The 17,148-nt window shown below is 52.6% G+C and carries 14 protein-coding genes; 6 read left to right on the plus strand and 8 right to left on the minus strand.

The genetic code is table 11. The annotated features are described in order from the left end of the window. Positions 1–105 precede the first annotated feature (105 nt). Both PLD04_09455 and PLD04_09460 read right to left on the minus strand, forming a co-directional pair. Positions 106–1,290, minus strand: a complete 1,185-nt coding sequence (locus tag PLD04_09455; protein HXK68557.1) for a sodium:proton antiporter — start codon at positions 1,288–1,290, stop codon at positions 106–108. Between the two features lie 122 nt (positions 1,291–1,412). Continuing rightward, positions 1,413–2,441: a peptidylprolyl isomerase gene (locus tag PLD04_09460; GenBank protein HXK68558.1), complete on the minus strand. Its 1,029-nt coding sequence runs from the start codon at positions 2,439–2,441 to the stop codon at positions 1,413–1,415. An 83-nt stretch (positions 2,442–2,524) separates the two neighbouring features. Between PLD04_09460 and PLD04_09465 the strand changes: the two genes are divergently transcribed. The 4 genes from PLD04_09465 to PLD04_09480 all read left to right on the plus strand — a co-directional run bounded on the left by PLD04_09465 (position 2,525) and on the right by PLD04_09480 (position 7,817). Further along, a complete protein-coding gene (locus PLD04_09465) occupies positions 2,525–3,232 on the plus strand; it encodes a PrsW family glutamic-type intramembrane protease (protein HXK68559.1) in 708 nt (235 codons plus the stop codon). Positions 3,233–3,394: 162 nt separating this feature from the next. Next, positions 3,395–5,263 carry an ATP-binding protein gene (locus PLD04_09470; protein ID HXK68560.1) on the plus strand — a complete coding sequence of 623 codons (1,869 nt, stop codon included), beginning with the start codon at positions 3,395–3,397 and terminating at the stop codon, positions 5,261–5,263. Next, positions 5,260–5,724, plus strand: coding sequence for a response regulator (locus PLD04_09475; protein ID HXK68561.1), 465 nt, complete (start codon positions 5,260–5,262; stop codon positions 5,722–5,724). Before PLD04_09470 ends, PLD04_09475 begins: the two co-directional genes overlap by 4 nt. Further along, complete coding sequence (locus tag PLD04_09480) at positions 5,721–7,817, plus strand: EAL domain-containing protein (protein HXK68562.1); 2,097 nt, start codon at positions 5,721–5,723, stop codon at positions 7,815–7,817. The genes PLD04_09475 and PLD04_09480 overlap by 4 nt, the downstream gene beginning before the upstream one ends. A 15-nt stretch (positions 7,818–7,832) precedes the next feature. On the opposite strand, the gene PLD04_09485 is transcribed toward PLD04_09480, so the two are convergent. From PLD04_09485 to mscL, 4 genes are all read right to left on the minus strand, one after another. Then, entirely contained in the window at positions 7,833–10,226 is a 2,394-nt protein-coding gene (locus tag PLD04_09485; GenBank protein HXK68563.1) for an ATP-binding protein, read from the minus strand. Between the two features lie 85 nt (positions 10,227–10,311). After that, entirely contained in the window at positions 10,312–11,043 is a 732-nt protein-coding gene (locus PLD04_09490) for a DUF481 domain-containing protein (GenBank protein HXK68564.1), read from the minus strand. Next, entirely contained in the window at positions 11,040–11,423 is a 384-nt protein-coding gene (locus PLD04_09495; protein ID HXK68565.1) for a DUF2780 domain-containing protein, read from the minus strand. The genes PLD04_09490 and PLD04_09495 overlap by 4 nt, the downstream gene beginning before the upstream one ends. A 23-nt stretch (positions 11,424–11,446) precedes the next feature. Beyond that, on the minus strand, positions 11,447–11,890 hold the full coding sequence (mscL, locus tag PLD04_09500; GenBank protein HXK68566.1) for a large conductance mechanosensitive channel protein MscL: 444 nt from the start codon (positions 11,888–11,890) through the stop codon (positions 11,447–11,449). A 212-nt stretch (positions 11,891–12,102) separates the two neighbouring features. Here mscL and PLD04_09505 point away from each other — a divergent pair, with 212 nt between their 5' ends. Both PLD04_09505 and PLD04_09510 read left to right on the plus strand, forming a co-directional pair. After that, the gene (locus tag PLD04_09505; protein ID HXK68567.1) at positions 12,103–12,975 is read left to right on the plus strand and encodes a DUF6498-containing protein; all 873 of its coding nucleotides are present in this window, start codon (positions 12,103–12,105) and stop codon (positions 12,973–12,975) included. 61 nt (positions 12,976–13,036) lie between these two features. Beyond that, complete coding sequence (locus tag PLD04_09510) at positions 13,037–14,671, plus strand: ChaN family lipoprotein (GenBank protein HXK68568.1); 1,635 nt, start codon at positions 13,037–13,039, stop codon at positions 14,669–14,671. A 1-nt stretch (position 14,672) separates the two neighbouring features. On the opposite strand, the gene PLD04_09515 is transcribed toward PLD04_09510, so the two are convergent. Both PLD04_09515 and PLD04_09520 read right to left on the minus strand, forming a co-directional pair. Further along, entirely contained in the window at positions 14,673–15,530 is an 858-nt protein-coding gene (locus tag PLD04_09515) for a transposase (GenBank protein ID HXK68569.1), read from the minus strand. 46 nt (positions 15,531–15,576) lie between these two features. Continuing rightward, complete coding sequence (locus PLD04_09520; GenBank protein HXK68570.1) at positions 15,577–17,136, minus strand: OmpA family protein; 1,560 nt, start codon at positions 17,134–17,136, stop codon at positions 15,577–15,579. Between the last annotated feature and the right edge of the window lie 12 nt (positions 17,137–17,148).

Raw genomic sequence — 17,148 nt, forward strand, 5'->3', positions numbered from 1 at the left:
ATTGGTTTGCTTTGAGCATTTTACATGCTCGGGGTGCCTCATTATGATTATCAGACCTTATATCTTTACTTTCCCGTTAGGACAAGGTGAAGGAATAAATTCCATTCAAGATTCCTTCGGCAGGGCAACCAGGGCCTTCACGCCGGCAATAAAAATTCCAGTAAGAAAGAGGTTCAACGCGAGGGATACCATTCCCACCGATACGATCCTCGGATCAATTCCATAGGAAAGGGAGATGAGGAGAACACCCGCCCCCACCTCTCCCCTGGGAAACATGGCCACGCTCACGGCAAGCCTTTCTCGCCAGCCGGTTTCCTTTCGGTAGGTCAACAGGGGAAACATCTTTCCGAGGTTGGAAAGAACCGTGATGATCGCAACATGAAAGAGAAGCGTTCCCCAGGGAAGCGGTGCAGCCCCGTCCTGAAACATGGAGGGCATGGATAACCCGACAAGAACCATAAAGATGGCTGAAATCAGGGTCGAAACCTTCTGCTCCTCCGGGCTTTCAGGCCCTTCCTGGTGACCGTTCCGTTGGTCGTCAAGATGGGGATTCTGTCCCTCGGGCCGGGCCATAATCACACCCACAACAAAGGCAGGCAGAAGAATTTCGATGTGGATCGGTACCACATCGTTCAATATTTTAGAAAACTGGTAAAGTGCTTCTGAAAAAGCAGTTATCGCTGCAGAATAGCCAAGAACCCACGGCCAGGATACGGGAATTCGTACCCTGTGCAGGTATTTCCATCCCACCCATAACAATCCGCCCATGATGACGACCACCACAACCAGCTGCCATCGGATCCCCACAATCAGCATCTTGAGGGGGATCATGAGCAGCACGGTGTCCAGATCGTCAAAAATCGCCAGAATTCTCGCCTTTTTAAAGACCCAGGTCGCGGACAGCCCGGCGGCGGCCATCATGGAAAAGAGAACCCCGGCCGATGTGGGGGCTGCGAACCTGCCGGCCAGCAGGGATTCTTTCCATACAGCACCCTGTCCCCACTGCTCGGGAGCGTAAAAGAAGAAAACAAAATAGAGCGTGCAGAAGATCCAGGGAAAGGCGGCTGCGGTTGCTGCAACCAGGTAATCCCAGCCGTAGGAGGAGAGGCGGCTCCGATCGATCTCGAATTCATATCCGACGTGAATCATGATAAATCCGAGACAGGTCATCGTCAGTATCTGGATTCCCTTTAGAACAGGGGCTGTCAGGTCCGCCAGAAAGAAGGGCAGGACCTGGGAAAGCGCCAGCCCGATAACAAGAAGAATCGAAAAGAGAACGACCTTTTTCATGGTTTAATCTCCCGCTCAACGAACATTACGCAGGATCATCTTCCACCGGGAAGAACGATCCTGCGTTGGATAACAGGAGATCGTACGGCTTTCTTCCCTCCATGACGGAGAGGGAGAAAACGTTATTTTTCTGGTTGCGCCGCCGGTGTCTGGGGCGCTGTATCCGCCGGAGGCTTCAGGCTTTCATCCATGTAAGTAATCTCAGCCTTGGATCTCATCTCCGTAATAAATTCCTGGATCTTCTCCCGAAGGCGGGAATTGCCCAGGAAGGTCTTTAAGCGGTCTTTGACTTCGTCGAAGGCCATCTTGGACTCGTCTCTGTGATCGGTGACTTTGATTACGTGCCAGCCGAACTTGGTCTTTACGGGTTCAGAGATTTCTCCAGGCTTAAGGGAAAACGCGGAAGCATCGAATTCCGGCACCATTCGGCCCTTCGCGAAGTACCCAAGGTCGCCCCCATTGGGAGCCGTCGGTCCTTCGGAGAGTGCTTTGGCCAGTTCTGCAAAGTCCTCACCCGCTTTGGCCCGTTTGCAGGCATCCTGTGCTTTCTTGTGGGCGGCTTCCGACTCCGCTTCCGGAGCATTCTCGGCGACCCGGAAAAGGATATGAGATGCCTTTACCTGTTCGGGTCTAAGAAACTGATTGGGATTGGCGTCATAATAGGCTTTGGCTTCACCATCGGTCGAGATTCCGGCGTCCTTGTATTTGTTCGAAATGAAAGCATCGATCAGAAGAGATCGCCTCACCTGGGCCAGAAAATGGTCCCTTGCAATTCCCGCATCCTGAAGCGCTTTTTCGAATTGTTCTTCTGAACCAAAGGATTGGATGACTCCGTCTACTTCCTTTTTGATTTCTTCTTCGGGAACTACGGTATTGGCGTCCCTGGCAGCCTGTTCCATGATCGCCGTTTGAATCAGTGTCTCCGCGGCCTGTTTCCGAAGGGTATCTTCAACGCCGGCGGGGATCTGGCGTCCCGAACTTTCAATCTGAAACCGAAGAAGGTTGACCTGCATGTCAACATCGTCTTCGGTGATGATCATTTTGTTAATCTTGATGGCAGCTTTGGCCTGGGTCTTAGCTTCCTGAGGTACGGCCAGAAGAAGAGTGGCCGTCAGGCAGACCAGTACACCTGTAATGGTTCGTACTTTCATGAAAAACTCCTTTTTTCAGCAATCTGGAATGTCCACTATACCACATGATGGCCTTTTTCCGGCAGGGTATACTATCAGGAACCATGAAGACCCTGATTCTCATCCTGACACTATCTTTTGGGCCCGGACTCTTCTGGCTTGGATATTTCCTCTACCGCGACCGACTTTCACCGGAACCGGCGCGTCTTGTAATGAAGGTCTTCTTTGCAGGAATTCTCTCAGCAGTGCCCGCCATATTGTTTGAGCTGCCCTTTCAGGGCCTGTTTCTGATTTCCACCGTTTTCGTGGCTCCGGTCGTGGAAGAGATCATGAAATACACGTCCGTTGTCGTTTGTGTCGGCAGAAGATCAGAATTTGATGAACCCATGGACGGAATTGTATATGCCTCTGCCGCTGCTCTCGGTTTCGCATCCATTGAAAATCTTTTTTACCTCTCAGCACTCTATGGAGAATCCTCGTTTTCAACGATTGCCTTTTTTCGCGCCGTTCTCACGGTGCCCGGACATGCCCTCTGGTCTTCCATGTGGGGGTTTGCCTATGGCATGTCCCGGTGCCGTCCCGAATCTTCCCGCACCGTTACGCTCGGCGGGGGCCTTCTGCTTGGTATAGCTTTTCACGCACTCTTTAATTTTCTTCTTCATCTGTGGATTCCGGGAACAATTCTGCTCCTTGCAGCCACGGTCTTCTTCTGGAGAAGTACCCTGAAGAGAATCTCTCTAGCCCTGCAATCACGGTCGCCGGATCCGCCCCCTCTTCCAGTCCGGAATCATCCACCTCATTCCGAATCCTGAAATTCCTCTCTGCCGCATACTCCGCGTATTGACGGGGAATCGGATTGACCAGTACAATAGAGTCAAGGGATTTGTAAGGCAATGATGGACCCGTAAGGGAAGGAGGAACATGGTTCCGAATCAGGCTGCCTTCCGCCTCATATTCGAGGTAATCTCAATCCCATGAAGGGTTTTCCGGATCTCTCCATTCAGCGCAAGCTGATGATCCTGATGGTTCTTCCGGCATTGATCTGTATCCTCATCGGCGCAGTTGTGACCATGACAGGAGATCTGCACACATTCCGCAAGGAAACCAAACGTACGACCGAACTTACGGCAAAGATCATCGCCATTCACAGTGTAAGAGATCTCGTATTTCGGTACCGCAGCTGGTCCCAGGAAACTCTGTCCAACCTTAAATCTCTCCCCTCCATTCAGCACGCCTACCTCTACGATGATCAAAATCAGCTCTTTTCCGCCTACCACCGCGAGAACCATTCTCATGGTGCTCCCTCGATCTCCGAACTGCAATCAGGATTTCATGGTGGCGGGTACTTCGTTATCGAACCGATCTTTTATCAGAACGAGCGACTGGGTACGCTTTACCTGGAGGCCTCCACGCAAGAATTACGGGATAAAATCCGTAATTATGTCGTAATCATGGTTCTCTTGATCTGCTTCCTGCTCGCCGTTGCCTTTGCGGTGGCGGCCCGAATGCGGTATGTCATTTCGCGTCCGATTCTGGATCTTGCAATGATAGCGCGGCGGATTTCGGTTGTGGGTGACTATTCTCTTCGAGCCGAGAAAAAGGGAGATGATGAAATCGGAGCCCTCTATGATGGGTTCAATGCCATGTTAAACCAGATACAGCGAAGGGAAGCAGATCTTGACGAGGCCATGAACCAGCTCAGCCTGAGTGAAGATCGAATTCGACATATTATCGAACAGTCCAATGACGCTCTCTTTGTCATGGTGGGCCGACATTTTGTTTTTGCCAACCCTAAATTTGAGGAATACTTCGGTTATTCCGTCCGTCGCGGCGATCTGGAATCCATGGATCCTCTCGAACTGATCGCTCCGGAAAGCAAAGCGCTCATTTCGGAACTGATCCAGAAAAAGCAGGAAGAAGATGCCATTCCACAACGATTTACTTTTCGCGGCATTTCAAAACAGGGACAGATTTTCGATTTTGAAGCAAGTGTCAGTGACATTGTCTGGAATGACCGACCTGCGCTTCTGGGAATCTTGAGGGACGTCACCGAACAGATTGAAACCCAGAGACGATTGCGGGATCAACAGGCAACACTCAGACTTTATGCCAATGAACTGGAGCGAAGTAACCGGGACCTTGAGAATTTTGCCTACATTGCCTCTCATGACCTCCAGGAACCTTTGCGGAAGGTCCAGGCCTTCGGCGATCGTCTGCGTGCCAGGCTGGAAGAAAAACTGGACGACCCGGGGCGGGACTACCTGGAGCGAATGCAGGGGGCGGCCGAACGAATGCAGAGGCTGATCAATGACCTTCTGGCCTACTCCCGGGTGACCAGCCGTGCTCAGCCCTTTGTACGCGTCGAACTTGCGCGCATCGCGGACGAGGTTCTTGCCGATCTTGAGATCCGGATCGAGGAGGCGGGGGCCCGGGTGGAGCGGGATGCTCTCCCGGCCATCGAGGCCGATCCGTCTCAGATTCGACAGCTTTTACAAAACCTCATAGGGAATGCCCTCAAGTTCACCCGGAATGATACCCCACCGATCATTCACATCCGCGCCAAAACCCTGGAAGGACTTCACCACTCAGGAGACCCGATGGTTGAACTGTCCATCGAGGACAATGGGATCGGGTTCGACGAAAAATACCTCGATCGCATCTTTACCGTCTTTCAACGTCTCCATTCCCGAAAAGATTACCCGGGAACGGGAATCGGACTTGCCATCTGCAGGAAGATCGCGGAACGGCATGGAGGAGACATTACGGCCATAAGCCGTGAAGGTCAGGGGTCCACATTCATTGTTCGACTTCCCCTGACCCAGCCGAAGGGAGGAAATATATGAAACCCAACCAGCTACCCATCACAATTCTTATGGCGGAGGACGATCCCGACGACAGGATGTTGACCCGGGAAGCCCTGGCAGAGAGCCGTCTGGCGAACGATTTCTACTGCGTCGAAGACGGGGAAGAACTCATGGATTATCTCTATCGCCGAGGAAAGTTTCAGGACTCCGTGAAATCCCCCCGGCCCGGGCTCATTCTCCTGGACCTAAACATGCCGCGCATGGACGGCCGGGAAGCCCTGAAGGCCATCAAGGCCGATCCCTCCCTGAGACAGATCCCAATTGTGATCCTGACCACGTCAAAGGAGGAGGAGGATATCTTCCGAACCTACGACCTGGGGGCTAACAGCTTTATTACCAAACCGGTCACCTTTGAAGCTCTGGTAGATGTCATGAAAACTCTGGGCCAGTACTGGCTTCAAATTGTAGAACTCCCGGTCGGAAAGAACGCCCAGGCATGAGCGACATCGAGATCCGGGTTCTTCTCATTGATGATGATGAAGACGATTTCATCATCACCCGGGATCTCCTTCGTGAAGTCGATCCGGAGCGTTATCATCTATCGTGGGTCGACTCCTACGATGAAGGACTTATCCAGATTGAAAAACAATTGTACGAAATCTGTCTTCTCGATTACAGGCTGGGAGCCCGGACCGGGCTTGATCTTCTCCGTGAGGCTCTCGGACGAGGCCTGAAAGCTCCCGTCATCCTATTAACTGGCCAGGGAGACCGGGACGTCGATCTGGAAGCCATGAAAATGGGTGCCGCTGACTATCTCGTCAAGGGAACTATCGACGCTCAAACCCTGGAACGTGCCATCCGTTATGCGTTGAAGCACACAAGCACTCTTCAGGCTCTGGCTGAGAGCGAAGAACGGTATGCTCTGGCTGCCAGGGGAGCCAATGACGGCCTCTGGGACTGGAACCTGGAAACCGGAGAAGTCTACTATTCTCCCCGCTGGTTTCAGATGCTTGGACTTCCTGAACTTACCGGTCTGCAAAAAATTGAAACATGGCTGGATCGGGTTCATCCCAACGATATCAATCGCCTTCGCGCGCAGATCACCGCGCATCTGAAGGGCACAACCTCGAGCCTGACCAGTGAACACCGTATTCGCCACAATGAAGGGTTCTATCTCTGGGTGTTGACCCGCGGGATTGCCGTTCGCAAGGAGGACGGGACACCCAACCGGATGGCGGGATCCCAGACGGATATTTCCGATCGAAAATTGGCGGAAGAGAAACTGCTGAAGGATGCCATGTACGATACGCTCACCGGACTGCCCAACCGGGCACTCCTCCTCGACCGTTTGGGGGTCTGTCTGAAGCGGCTCCGCCGCGATCCTGATCACAACTTCGGTCTGCTCTACCTGGATATCGATCGTTTTAAGGTGATCCACGACAGCCTTGGACATTCACTGAGTGATCAGCTTCTGATCTCCGTCGCCAGGCGTCTGGAGGATCTTCTTTCACTGCAGCATACGGTAGCCCGGCCTGGGGGCGACGAATTTGCCGTCCTTGTGGAAGGGATCGAGTCCATCGATTCGGCGAGCACGGTGGCCGACGAAATCCTGAAGACCCTCGCTCCCCCTTTTCACCTGGACGGAAAGGAAATTTTTATTTCGGTCAGCATCGGGATTGCCCAGGGACAGGCAAAATACGAGCGTGCAGAGGATATCCTTCGAGACGCAGATACGGCCATGTTCAAGGCCAAATCCCAGGGCCGCGCCCGAAGTGTTCTCTTTGAAATAGATATGCATGAAAGCGCCGTCGCCCTTCTTGAGCTGGAGACTTCCTTGAGGCGGGCTGTGGACCGTAAAGAATTTGCAATCCATTACCAGCCGATTGTCGATCTTCTGAAGGGGCGAATCATAGGATTCGAAACTCTGGTCCGCTGGCTCCACCCTACCCGCGGGATGATCCTTCCGGAGGAGTTCATCCCTTATGCTGAAGAAACGGGGCTCATCATTCCCATCGATCAGTGGGTTCTAAGGGAAGCATGCCGTCAGGTACGCACGTGGCAGGATTCCTATAAGCAGGATCCGCCCCTGATGATCACCGTCAACCTTTCCAGTCAGCAGTTCACACGATCCGATCTGATCGAAACCGTGGATTCGATCCTCCGTGAAAGCCACCTTGAAGGAAGCAGCCTCGGCCTGGAAATCACCGAAAGTACGGTAATGGGGAATCCGGAGAGTGCCGCCGCCCTCTTTCTTCAGCTGAAGACGAGGGAGATACACCTCCATATAGATGATTTCGGAACCGGGTATTCCTCTCTCAGCTATCTCCATCGCTTCCCGATCGACTCGCTCAAGATCGATCGATCCTTTGTCTCGCGCATGGGAATGGGGCATGAGAAGGTGGAAATCGTTAAGACAATCGTCACTCTGGCCCACAACCTGACGATGACGGTCATGGCGGAAGGCGTGGAGACTCCCGATCACCTTTCCCGCCTCCGTGAATTCACATGCGATTTTGCGCAGGGACACTATTTTTCGCCCCCGATGACCGCGGATCAGGCCACCGCTTTCCTGAACGATTCACCTTCCTGGTAATCGAATCTTTTCCCGTTACCGCGGAATCCAGGCCAGAGCCAGTGTCCGTATGGATATATTCTTTTTAAGAGGACGAACTTCATAGGACTCCAGCTCGGAGAGGGACTGTTCACCCATCTTTCGAATTTCGTCAATCCGGGATGTCAATTCATTTTCGAGATCCTGAAGATCTTTGCGGGCGTCTTCCAGCTCTTTCTCCGCCTGCTTTACGTCCTGGGCCTCTTTTCTTGACCGGCTCATCCCCCGGGCCGCTGTTGTGGCACGTCCAAGAGTTGTCGTACTGATCTTCTTTCTCCCCATGAGAGCACCCAGAAGAGTCGCACCCAGGGAAATGGCGGTCTGGACCTTCTGGTTTCCGGCCTGATCCTTTTCCCGCTCAACCCTTGCCCGGGTGCGCTGGATCTTGTTTTCGAGGCTGTTTCGCTTTACATCGAACTTTCTCCGCAACTCATCCATCTGACGATCGGTCCACTCCCTAAGGGCATGCATCTGACGAATGAGAAAGTCACTTTCAGATTCTCCGGGTCTGGAAATCAATCCCAGGGTCGGATTTTTCTTTAAGGTCAGGACTGCATTCCTGTAAAGCCAGTCCATGCAGTCCCGCTCCCATACAGGATAGGCGCGTCGATCCGATGCCCCGGAAGGCAGTGACAGAAACCGGGCACCATCCTCAGGTTCTCCAAGCAGATCTTCCTCCTTCATCTCCATGGCCCGGGCCTTTTCCCAGTCAGGCATGGAGGGTTCGTCGGGAATCTCGGTCAGGAGGAAGACTGGGTGCTCCAGAGCTACTCCGGCCTTCCCATCGGCGTAATAGATGCTTCCCGAAGCCACGAGCGAGGGAGCATAGGTAACGGTTGATCCCTGGAATTGTCCCTTTGGAGGAAGAAAGACCTGGGGAATGGCCGGATCAAGGGAGGGCCGGGACATTCCTTCGGGACCTGGGGGAGGTGCCGGTTTCTCCGGCAATATAACCTTTCCAACCGGTTCAGGGGTTACGGAAATGTTCTGTGTCAGGGTTCGGAGTTCTTCCCGGGTCATGGGACCCCGCAGGTAGGAAAGTGCCCACCGAGTCTGGAACAGAACGGGCTCCTCCTCATGGATGTTGTTCATGAGAAAGACGCGCTTACCGAGTCCGGAAATCAGACCATCAAGACTCTGCCGGTCATATCGGCCCCCTTCCGAAGCACGAACCCCTTCCAGACCATCGAGAAGGCGGGTTTTATCCCGTTCGGTCTGGAGCCTTCCGATGAACCAGGTCCCTGCATTGGAAAGGGCCTTGTAATCAAGATCGGCGGGATTCTGTGTCGCCAGGACCAGTCCCAGGCCGTACGCCCGGGCCTGTTTCAGGAGGGTCAGAAAGAGCGGCTTGGAGGGTGGGTTGGCCACGGGAGGAAGGTAACCGAAGACTTCGTCCATATAGAGAATGGCCCGGAGGCTTCCCGTGCCGGATTGGCTTCGCATCCACCCCACGATCTGCGTCAGGAGGAGGGTCACAAAGAACATGCGTTCCGCATCATTCAAATGGGCAATGGAAAGAATGGACATTCGCGGCTTCCCTGATGGATTCCACAGAAGATTCCGCACATCGAGGGGAGGTCCCTCCAGCCAGGAGGAGAAGTCGGGGGATGCCAGGAGTCCGTTGAGCCGGGTTGCCAGTTCAAATCGATCTTTTGCCGGATAAAAAGCCTCCAGCTCAAAGACACCGAGACGGGTGAAGGGAGGGTGCTGTACACCTTCAATGAGAGCGGCCAGGTCAAGGCTCCTGCCGGACTTCCAGGAGGTTGAAATGAAAGTGGAAAGGAAGATGAATTCCGGGCTTCGGATCGGATCAGCCTCAATCCCGAGAAGGTTGAGCAGACCGGTCACCGTGGCAGTGACCCTTTCGGAAAAGAGATCCCCATCCCGCAGAATATCTCCTTCGGGAACGGCAAAGGAATGAAGAATGGACAGGGGAATACCCGAACTGCTTCCCGGAGTGTAAAGGACTCTTTCCACTGACGATTCAAAGCGAAGAATCCGGTCTCCATCCTGACCCCAGGAGGCAAGTCCCTTCTTCCAGGTTTCTGCCTGCTCCTTTGCATACTCGGGTGCAGACATATTTTTTCGGGCTGCTTCCCCGGGATCGACCCAGGCAGAAAAATCTTCTCCGGTTAACCGGGGAAAGGTAAGCATGAGGTTGGCCATGTCGCCTTTCGGATCGATGACAATGGAAGGAATTCCATCAATAGCGGCTTCTTCCAGGAGGGTCACTCCCAGGCCGGTCTTTCCACTTCCGGTCATTCCGACACAGACTGCGTGAGTCACCAGATCCCGGGCATCGTAGAGGATCAGGTTCTCCGTATCTTTCCTGCCTTCGGGAGAGACCTCCCGGCCAAGATAAAAGAGTCCGAGCCGTTCAAAATCCTGCATGGTGACCTCCAGTCCTGAACCTTATAATCTAGGTTCTATTGTACCCTCCCGGAGTATTACGGCAGAGATCGGTTTGTACGAATGATCAAAATTTCCTGGATAGTCCCACCATGATATTCATGTCGTTCTTTTTCAAAGTGGGATCAGGGGGCTCGGAATCGTAATTGTCCAGGAGGGTCGCAGTCAGAGCCCAGCTCTGGGTGATGTTTGCGGTGAGACCCAGTTCCAGCTTCGCCAGATAGTTGCTCATATCCGAAATTTCCGGGATGATTTCAAGCTTCTGCCTGAATTCCGAAGTCTCAGAAACTTTCCAGGTAAATTCATTTCCAAGCTTTAATCCCGTAAAATCCTTCGTTTCACCGGTGGATCTGTACTTTGTGTAGACCTGCGTCAGACCGCCGAAGAACGACAGCTTTTTCGTCGGCGTTGTCATCGCAACGAAACCGATCCCGATTCCGGGCCTCAGGCTGTATTCGTAATCTTTGAAGTAGTCCCGGAGGGCCTGAAGCTCATAGTAGCTGAAAGTCCTCTCGGTGTGGTTCCATTCCAGTTTCGTGGAAAGACCCATGGTGTCCGTTGTCTTCTCACCGTCCTTCTCGCTGTAGATGGTGTAAAGGTTGTTTTTCCAGTGAAGGACGGGAGTTAAATCCCTGTTGGCGTTGAAGCTGAAGGAAACGTTGGAAGAATCCGAGTTCCCTCTTGCCATGGCCAGACCAAAACCAATGTCTCCCGTCCAGCCTTCATCGGCCCGGAGTGAGATGGAGCCTGCAAAACCTATCAGCAAAAGAATTCCGAAAATGAGTTTCAATGGTTTCATTTAAGGACTCCCTCGAGCATTGATTTCACAGTATTCCCTCCTTTACTCTGAACAAAAGAAAGGATTACAGGAACAAACTTACCAATCATATCCGCATCAAGGTGCAAACTTTTAAAACCGCCTGCTAAACTGGCCAGCTGACCTAGAGAACCGAGATCACCCCTCATCTTTCCGGCCAACCCACCCAGCATACCTCCCAGTCCAGAGCTTTTAGGTGCGGCCTTAATCAGCTGATCGACACCAGGAACGGCAGATGCAACCTGTGAAAATTCATGATCGGACAGCTTATCCTTTACCAGCTCGAAAATCAGGCCGGCTCCACCCTTCGCCTGAGATTCACTTACACCAAGGTTTTGAGACAATAATTGAAGAAGTTCCATTATCATTTTCTCCTTTGTTCTAATCAGGCAGCATGTAATTCAGAGGTACAGTGAGGACACCGGACGGCCTTAATGGGAATATCCGTGCAGCATTTCGGGCATGCCTTCGTCGTGGGTTCGGCAGGAGGTGCTTCTTCCTTCCGTTTCAGGCGATTCATTTGACGCACGACAAGAAAGATAGCGAAGGCTACAATCAGAAAATCCAAAACGGTATTGATGAAGATCCCGTAGTTGATCGTCGCGGCACCGGCTTCTTTCGCGGCATCCAGTGTCGCGTACTCTCCTCCCGAAAGGCTGATAAAGAGGTTGGAGAAATCGACTCCGCCAATCAATTTCCCAAGAGGCGGCATCAGGATGTCATTCACGAAAGACGAAATGATCTTCCCGAAAGCCGCGCCCAGGATGATGCCGATGGCCATGTCCATCACGTTACCCCGCATGGCGAATTCCTTGAATTCCTTGATCATGAGAGCCTCCCTTTTAGAATGGATCACTTAAATATCCTGTCGATATATCATACCATTCCCGATCGCATTATCAGCTGTGTACTCAGCAGAAAATCGAAAGAGTATTTCTTAAACCATTACATGATATATTGCTCTCAACCAACTGATAGCATTTAGGATAATAAACTAAACCCACTGATAGACAATGACTGTGGTATGCTTTTCCTCACACCATGAAGGCGCATTCCTACTCTCTCGACGTACTCCTCTTTGTCGCGACAGTAAGCCTGGCGGTTGTGAACCACTGGGAGGTCACCGATCTCGTCTGGAGTCTCTGGATCTCAAGCCTGACGCTGGGTTATTCCTTCCTCATGGTTCCCATCGCCTCCATGATCCTGCGCGGCGATCCCGGAACGATGATCGGTCCCGGCAAAAGTCCGAAGGTACCAGCAGGGGCTCCCCGGGCCATTCAGGCTCTTCCCATGAATATCTTTGTCCTCTTCGTTGCAATCTTCATGATCGGGTTTCACATGATCACCTTCTGGATCGTTCTCCTTGTTGGACTCAGCACCCTTCTGGGTATAGGCGGTATGCTGCGGGACCGGCCGGCCTGGTCCTGGTGTCCCGACCCGGGCGCCCTGATTCCCCGCACCCTTATCGTTCTCCCCTTTGCCCTCTTTCTCTTCGGTTTCTTCACGATTCACTTCGTCGGCTTTCATTTCGTACACGGAATTTTTCTCAACGGTTTTTTTCCCATACTCCAGGAATCTCCATTCGGCAAAACAATCGAGGGAACCTTCGAGCACTTTCTCTCCCTTGTTCAGATTTCATTTCTTCGGTATTGGCCCTTTGTCGCCTTCAGCGCGCTTTCCAGGATTCCGGATTATATTCGAGCGTGGAACCACGAAGGTGGTAATTTCATGTTCAAGCCCTACATCAATGTCGTCCGAATGCACATCATGATCTTTGTCTTCGCCTTTGCCGCTGCCGCAGGTTTGAAAGATGCCCTCCTCTATCCCCTTCTCGTGGTTTATTTCTTTCCGTGGGGTGTCCTCTGGCGTTCCCGAAAAGACAAGGTTCAGCAATCCCAGCCGCCAGAATCCTGATCCTCGGTCTTCCCGAAGCATCTGCGATAATGGGGCGAGATTCCTTTTACTGGAGGTAATGATGCGAGTTCTTCTTTTCTCTCTGATGGTTGCAGCCATGGCTTTCGTTTCCACCGGACTTTCTGCCGATGCAGAAGACGAAATCGCTCTCCTCACGCTGGGGGATCCCGGCCGAGCCTTTTCCCTGGCCGCGGCGCCTGCAGGAACCTATGTGGACTGCCGTACGGGAAAGGAACTCACCTTCGACGAGATGGTGGATATTATGGCTCAGGCGCGTATCATTCTCCTGGGCGAGGAGCATACAAACATGGAGCAGCATATCCTCCAGGGTAAGATTCTGGATGCCCTGGCCGAGCGGGGAATACCCCTGATCCTGGGAATGGAATTCTTCCAGCGGGACGATGGCGATGTGCTGAAGAAGTGGATATCCGGAGAGATGAATGAAGAATTTTTCCTTCGCGAATCGGGCTGGTACGACCGGGGCGGTTATCCCTTTGGTTATTATCGCCCGGTAATGGAAAGCGCAAAAAATAACGGCATCCCCGTCGTCGGACTCAATGTCGATCGTTCACTCATCAATTCCGTAGCGAGAAAAGGCCTGGAAGGACTGGACGAAAATGAGAGGAAGGAACTTGGGAAAATCAGGGTCGATGCCGCTCCGGGTCACCGTTTTCTCGTCAGCCTCTTCTTTGGAGAGAGCGGCCCTTCCATGCCCCCCGACTGGCTATCCCGCATGTACGCCGCCCAGGTGACATGGGACACGATCATGGCCCGCTCCATTCTGGACAACCTGATAGAGGACAGGACCATGGTTGTCATTGTCGGGTCGGGCCATGTCATTCACGGCCTGGGGATTCCACGAAGGCTTAAAGAAGAGTCGGAATGGAGAAGGATCAGCATTCCTGTCCTGTCTTTCGTTCCGGTCACTGCTCCCGTGCCGGATCCCGAAATCACCCTGCGGGGTCACCCCACGGGAATGGGAGGATATGGTTCCGACGCCCCGAAAGCCCTCTTTTCCCGTGGTGTCGCCGACATCGCCGGGATCTTCACGAACCCGGGAGAGTACGAAGCCCTCCCCACGTACGGGGTTTCCCTGCGGGAGTCGGATGGGAACATTACGGTCAGTTGGGTCACTCCCGATTCCCTCGCGGACCGGGCGGGTGTCGAACGGGGAGACCGATTCCTGGATGTCAACGGTAATACCTTCGACTCCCTGACGGACCTTCGGCTTCATCTGGCTTCATTTACATGGGGAGACCGGGTGGACATCCATTTGTTACGAGAAGAGGCAACGGTTCACGCGATATTCATTCTCGAACCGGATATCGTTGCTCAAAGGGAACTTACCGTGCCAGGCTGGATACGAATGGATGGGCTGGACGTAAACCTTTCGTATACTGATCCTGCAGATTATACAAAGCCCCTTTCGACTGAAGAGTTGGATGAGCCGCATGGCAGACGCTACCTTATCCTGGATGATCAGGATCACCCGTTACGCATTGAAGTGAGGGAAGGGAGGGATCTCCTCGAAGTCCACGAGCTGGATAAAGAAGGATATATCGTTCGGGCTCTCTATCGGAATCCCCTGGAAGACGGAACGACTGAGGTTAGAAAGGCCCGTGACATGAACGGAACATGGACGATTCAATCCTACGACCGTACCGGCCGCCTTCTCCACTCCAGGGTCAGGTCTTGAATTACGACATTTTTTCTCGACTAATGACTCGACTTATCGTTGCATAATGGAGATTAAGATAATCTGCGATTTCCTTCATTGAGTATCCGTGCTGGAAATACGCTCTAATCACAGCCTGATTCCGATCTGATTTTGATTTCATTTCATTGAATATACTATCCAGGTCTGGTCGTCCGACAAAGCGCTGCGATCGTGGAATTTCCTTCCATTTTTTCTTTTCACCTAAAAGCTGACCAACATGCCGTACAAAATCTTTACCTCCCAGTATCGGTCCTTTCATCTTCTTTTCCAGTTCTATCGTACCCGTTTTCATTCCCTCTTGAACAAAAGTTCGGAAACGACTCTGCGCTTCCTCAGGAGTCTTCCCTCCCATAACCTGTAATATCCAATGCGTAGTGAGCCAAACTGGAAAAGAACCTTTGCCTACCATAGCTCGAAAGCTGCTCCATCTCCATGCTTCTGGCTCCTCAACTAGTTTGGCCCGGACAGGGTTTAGAACAATATAACGGCTGACTTCAAGAAGGTACGCATTTTTATCGATGAGGCATGCCTTAAACCGACCCTGAAAAACTGGCCCGACTCTTTCATATCTGCGGTTGAATCCTTGCCCATACACACCATTAATATGTCTTATAGCTCTTGAAATGTTGGCTTCAGGTGTTTCAATAAGCAGATGGTAGTGATTATCCATCAGACAATACGCATGGATCAGAAAGTTAAAACGTTCTACGGCTGTTTCGAGAACGTAAAGGAAGCGTTTTCGATCTTTATCGTCCAAAAAGATAGGTTCTTTTGCTACACCTCTTGAAAAAACGTGATAAACCGCACCTGGATATTCAACACGTAAAGGTCTCGCCATGCCGACATTTTATCATAAATGTTGCATTTCAAGACCTGACCCCAATTCAGGGCTGGGCTTCCTGGACTACGCCTTCCGCGATGACGATTTCGACCCGGCGGTTTTTGGCTCTTCCTTCATCGGTGGCGTTGTCAGCCCGTGGCCTTTCCATGCCGTAGCCGGCCGCGATCATGCGTCCGGCATCCACTCCCTGCTCCTTCAGGAATTGAAGAACCGAGTCGGCCCGCTGCTCCGAAAGCTTCAGGTTGTACTCCTTTGTGCCGATGGAATCCGTGTGACCTTCGACTCTGAGGTTCAATTCCGGCATGATGATAAGGATCCCGGCCAGTTTGGCCAGAGTAATTTTTGCAGGGTCCTTCAGCGTAGCCTTATTGAAATCGAAGAGGATATCCGGCAGGTTGACGATAAGCCCGCGTGCGGACTGGTTCGTGTCGGCCACCATCTTCAGTGCACCCTCCAGACGTTGAGAGAGCTTCGCTTTCTCTTCTTTCAGGGAGTTCATCCGTTCTTCAAGGTTGACCATGGAGGCCTCGAGGTCCGCTTTCTGTGACTCGAGTTCCGCCTTGGATTCCCGAAGCTGCTCCATGGCAAGCCCGATGGAAGCTTGTTCTTCCTTCAAATTATTTACGGCGGCCTGTGCCTCGGTAACTCGCTCGGCAAGGCTTTCGCGCTCTTCCCGGACACTCTGGATCTCCCGGCTCAGGTTGGACATGTCCTCAAGCAATTGAGCCTTCTGCTGTTCCGCGGTTTCCCGGGCCGCCTGGGCTTGCTCCACCTTGCTCTGCAGGGCTTCCATTTCCGCCCTGCGCCGTGCGATTTCTTCGGCGAGGCGTTCGGCTTCGATCTTACGTTCCGTAATTCGAATCGCTTCGGAACTCAAGGCCACACTCCTGCGTGCGTAGTCCACCATCCCCTTCCGGTTTCTTTTTTCTTTGGATAATCCCCGGGCCTGGGCCAGGGTGATCTTCGCGTCCCTCATAATATCGCTGGCGTAGGTGAGCGCATCGTTCTCCTCTGCCAGTGCGTAAGTTTTTTCCGCCTGCATCAGTTCGAGGGGCATGTCTCCCTTGTATTCAAAGTGAGCGATGCTCTCCAGGTCATGATCCGGCGCGGGCGCAAATCCGCTGAAAATAAACGTTGAGTTGGAGGCTCGCTTGTTGTCAGCGGGTTCCGAGGTGTGCAGGAGAAGTTCCGAAGGTTGAGTTACGAGAAAGTGGGTCTCAGCCGTCACAATCATGGCAAAATTCTTCTGTCCGGTGGAATACTCGGCCTTTCCGCTTCCCTCGTCGATGTAAAGCTCCCCGAGATTTTCCGCAATTCCATCCCTCGTCACGGCCCAGAGAACGTACGCCGTAACATCCCCTCCGAAGAGAACCGGGGCTTTCATGTCCTTGAACTGCAGTTCTATCCTTGCCTGCCCCTGCTCGTAGGTCACCTCGGCTTCCAGTTGACCGTTGGGCGCTCGGTCAGTGTGAGTGAAAGGAATATCAACATCGACCTTTTCCGGGTATTGTACCGCCGTGAGTTTCACGTCCAGGGCAAAACCGGAAACCGCCAGTATAAGGGCAAACATCATGGAAAACATGACACGTAGATAGAATTGCATTTCGACCTCCTC

Source organism: Thermoanaerobaculia bacterium (genome assembly GCA_035593605.1).
Taxonomy (GTDB): Bacteria; Acidobacteriota; Thermoanaerobaculia; order UBA2201; family DAOSWS01; genus DAOSWS01.

Bases quoted from the DNA above. Each gene is read 5' to 3' on its own strand.
- PLD04_09480 (HXK68562.1), top strand. From the start codon at position 5,721: ATGAGCGACATCGAGATCCGGGTTCTTCTCATTGATGATGATGAAGAC.
- PLD04_09490 (HXK68564.1), bottom strand. From the start codon at position 11,043: ATGAAACCATTGAAACTCATTTTCGGAATTCTTTTGCTGATAGGTTTT.
- PLD04_09475 (HXK68561.1), top strand. From the start codon at position 5,260: ATGAAACCCAACCAGCTACCCATCACAATTCTTATGGCGGAGGACGAT.
- PLD04_09515 (HXK68569.1), bottom strand. From the start codon at position 15,530: ATGGCGAGACCTTTACGTGTTGAATATCCAGGTGCGGTTTATCACGTT.
- PLD04_09470 (HXK68560.1), top strand. From the start codon at position 3,395: ATGAAGGGTTTTCCGGATCTCTCCATTCAGCGCAAGCTGATGATCCTG.
- PLD04_09510 (HXK68568.1), top strand. From the start codon at position 13,037: ATGCGAGTTCTTCTTTTCTCTCTGATGGTTGCAGCCATGGCTTTCGTT.
- PLD04_09465 (HXK68559.1), top strand. From the start codon at position 2,525: ATGAAGACCCTGATTCTCATCCTGACACTATCTTTTGGGCCCGGACTC.
- PLD04_09520 (HXK68570.1), bottom strand. From the start codon at position 17,136: ATGCAATTCTATCTACGTGTCATGTTTTCCATGATGTTTGCCCTTATA.
- mscL (HXK68566.1), bottom strand. From the start codon at position 11,890: ATGATCAAGGAATTCAAGGAATTCGCCATGCGGGGTAACGTGATGGAC.
- PLD04_09485 (HXK68563.1), bottom strand. From the start codon at position 10,226: ATGCAGGATTTTGAACGGCTCGGACTCTTTTATCTTGGCCGGGAGGTC.
- PLD04_09460 (HXK68558.1), bottom strand. From the start codon at position 2,441: ATGAAAGTACGAACCATTACAGGTGTACTGGTCTGCCTGACGGCCACT.
- PLD04_09455 (HXK68557.1), bottom strand. From the start codon at position 1,290: ATGAAAAAGGTCGTTCTCTTTTCGATTCTTCTTGTTATCGGGCTGGCG.
- PLD04_09495 (HXK68565.1), bottom strand. From the start codon at position 11,423: ATGGAACTTCTTCAATTATTGTCTCAAAACCTTGGTGTAAGTGAATCT.
- PLD04_09505 (HXK68567.1), top strand. From the start codon at position 12,103: ATGAAGGCGCATTCCTACTCTCTCGACGTACTCCTCTTTGTCGCGACA.